Annotated in this window: 1 protein-coding gene; it reads right to left on the bottom strand. The window is 45.9% G+C overall.

The window, feature by feature from the left end; genetic code table 11:
• A partial coding sequence (locus OEZ43_21975; protein MDH5548248.1) for an SDR family NAD(P)-dependent oxidoreductase occupies positions 1-3,428 on the bottom strand: 3,428 nt, incomplete at both ends.

The raw sequence follows: 3,428 nt of genomic DNA, 5'->3' as shown, positions 1-3,428 counted from the left end.
GGCGTTCAACTTCCGAAGTGAGGGCAGCGGTTTGGGGTGCTTCTTCGAGTATCACGTGGGCATTAGTTCCACTGAACCCAAAGGAGCTCACACCTGCCAGGCGTCGGCGGTTTTTGTCGCGGGGCCAGGGGTTGCTTGTGACGGCGACTCGCATACCGTGCAACAGCGGCGCGATTCTGGGGCTGATGGTTTGTAGATGAAGGTTAGGCGGAATAACTTCGTGTTGAAGTGTTAAAACCGTTTTAATGAATCCAGCAACTCCTGCGGCTGCCTCAAGATGACCGATATTACTTTTAACAGCACCCAGCAATAGCTTGGTTTCGTTATTCCTTTCACCGAAAACTTGACTGAGTGCGTTGATTTCTATTGGGTCTCCGAGACTTGTGCCAGTACCATGCGCTTCTACGTAGTCAATCTCAGATGGCGAGATATGGCCATTTTGCAAGGCTTGTTTGATAACAGATACTTGCGCCGGTCCATTCGGTGCCGTAAGCCCCTGACTGCGACCATCGTGATTGACCGCACTGCTCTTGATGGTGGCGAGAATATTGTCGTGATCTCGAATTGCCTTAGATAGTGGTTTGAGTAAGACGAGACCGCATCCTTCAGATCGAATGTAGCCATTCGCCGTTTCATCAAACGTTTTACAACGACCATCTTGAGATAACATCTTTGCCTTTGACAAGGAAATGTTAACTTCCGGAGATAAGGTTAAGTTTACGCCTCCGGCTAACGCAAATTCACATTCGTTATTTTTTAAGGATTGTACGGCAAGATGAATGGCAACCAAAGAGGAAGAACAAGCTGTATCGATTGCCATACTAGGCCCGTTCCAGCCTAACACATAGGATAATCGTCCCGCATTGACGCTGAGAGAGTTTCCTGTTGCGGAAAAGGAATCGATCGTATTTCTGTCACGACTCTCAGCTTGGAGCTGACCGTATTCATTTGGCCCAACGCCGACAAATATACCGCCTCTGGCATTGGTCAATGATGTAGGGTCGATTCCGGCATGTTCAATTGTCTCCCAACTCGTTTGCAGCAACAATCGTTGTTGTGGGTCCATATTGATCGCTTCACGGGGAGAGATATCAAAGAAATCCGCATCGAATTTTTCTATATCTTCGATGATTCCTCCCCACTTAACATACATCTTCCCTTGCTCATTCATATCCTCTGAATAAAATCGCTGCATATCCCAGCGTTTATTCCCAAGTTCTACGACGCCGTCTTTCCCACCCATGAGTAGCTGCCAAAAATCGTCGGTATTGTTACTCTTACCAGGAAAATGACAAGCGATGCCAATTACGGCTATCGGTTCGTTCTGGGCGTTGGAACGCGCTTCTTGTTCAGGTACCTTCAAAAGCGGCTGTTCGGAGTCGGAAAGGATAAATTCGGTGAGCGCCTGTATCGTGGGGTAGTCGTATAACAGGCTAACGGGAAGCGATTTCCCTAGCTGTCTTGCCAAGCTATTTCTAATTTCCACCGCAGTAAGTGAATCAAGACCGAGTTCGATCAGTGGCTGGTCCGGACGAAACATAAATTCGGATGTATCAAGTTGTAACGCCGAACACACTTTCTCTTTAACGACGTTAAAAATTATCTGCCGTTGCTCCTCAGGACTAACTCGACATAAGCGCTCATCCATGCGGGGCTGCGTTTCTTCTATCGCAAGCGTCGGCGCTAATAGCATATTTGGGTAAAGTGTCTCAAGCACGCGTGGTATTAATGGAGATCCGAGGTGGCTGCGTATTGCCTGATCATTAAACGAGATAACACTTATTTGTGGCTCACTGCTGCCTAATATCTTATTCAGATAATCGGGTAGTTTAGCTTTTTCAATCGGCTGAACGAATTTTGTATAGATATTGTTTTTGGATTTATCGATATGAGATGCCATGCCGGTATTGTTTACCGGGGGCCAGTTTATGACTGTTGCGGGTAGATTGTTATAGCGACGGTAGTGTGAAAAAACATCTAAAAAGCTATTTGCGGCGCTATAGTTGGCCTGTCCTGGCGGACCGAAGATAGAGCTGATTGACGAGTAAAGAAGAAAAAAGTCTAGCGGCAGTTTGCGACTTGCGTAGTGTAAATTCCATGTGCCGTCTACTTTTGCTGCATATACGGCTCGGAATTTATCCCGGTTCTGACTTTTTATCGTCGCGTCGCTTAACACGCCCGCCGCGTGAATAATACCGAGTAAAGGGTATTTATATTTTTTGATCTTCTCAAATAGAAGGTCCAGTTGTTTCTCATCGCTGATATCGGCGTTTACAATATCGATTTTTGTTTCAGCAGAGGCGAGTTTACTAATTCGTGAGAGTGCCTTTTTTGAGGCCTCGGATCGACTGACAAGTATGATTTGTTTGACCTTGCTGTTGGCTAACCACTCGGCGCTTGCCATCCCCACATCACCCAAGCCTCCAGTGATCAGATAACTTCCCATCGTGTTAGGGAGAATTCTTGACGAATCGTCACGTGCCTCACTTTTTTCACTGAGATCAACTAATCGTCGTATAAATCGCGTTTCTTTTCGATAGGCAACAAATGTTTCATCGTCGCCGTCATGAATTTCATTGTTGATGATTTTATCGCTTAGTACATCTACATCAATGAACTTTCCCTTAAAATGAGGAAATTCGTTGTAGATCACCTGGCATAATCCCGAAAGCGGAGAATGGTATAGATTTGGTCTTTCAAATCGACTCGTGGCAACGATATTTGTGGTAATGACGAACAGTTTAGCAACATGCGAAAGCGCGCATTCGGAAAGCGCTTGTACTAAAGTGAGTAATAAATTTGAAACGTCTTCCGTTATTTTCGTGACAGATTGCCGGGTGCTATTGACCTTTAGGCTTTGAATTGGCGTGAAATAAATAATTATTTCAAGGGAACTTTGCTCGGACGTATTTTTTCTGCTAACTTCGTCGAAAAGGTTTTCGTAGTCCGGTAGGGACTGGAAGTCGATGGTGTAGTGGCTAGAGCTTACGTCTGAAAAACGATTGCCCGGATAAACAAACGTTGAACAGCCAGCGCTTTGGCTGAAATAATTTCTTAGCGTTCTTGTTTCATCTGATTCACTATTGCCAACAAAAAAGACCAGTCGATGTTTGTTTGGCTGTATTGATATAGCATCATCCCGTTCCGCATCGAATTTCTGTGCGGCCCGCTCGGACCACTTAATGGTGTAGTACTTAGGCGGCATCTCTTTATATAGATTTTCTTTGCCGTGCCGGATGTTATCAAACTGTTTTGGCCAAAACTTTTTCCGCTGGAAGGGATAGGTCGGCAACGCGATTTTGCGGCGCGTGTACGGTGAATCGAAGGCCTGCCAGTTAATGGAAACACCGAGTTGGTATAGCGAGGCCAGACAGCGAAGCGTGCCTTCCCATTCGTCCCGTCCCCGGTGCAATGTGCTTAACCAGCGA

The sequence above is a fragment of the Gammaproteobacteria bacterium genome, from assembly GCA_029881255.1.
GTDB lineage: Bacteria > Pseudomonadota > Gammaproteobacteria > S012-40 > S012-40 > JAOUMY01.
The sequence above is the reverse complement of the archived record's forward strand: the minus strand, read 5'-3'. Positions and strand labels throughout refer to the sequence as shown.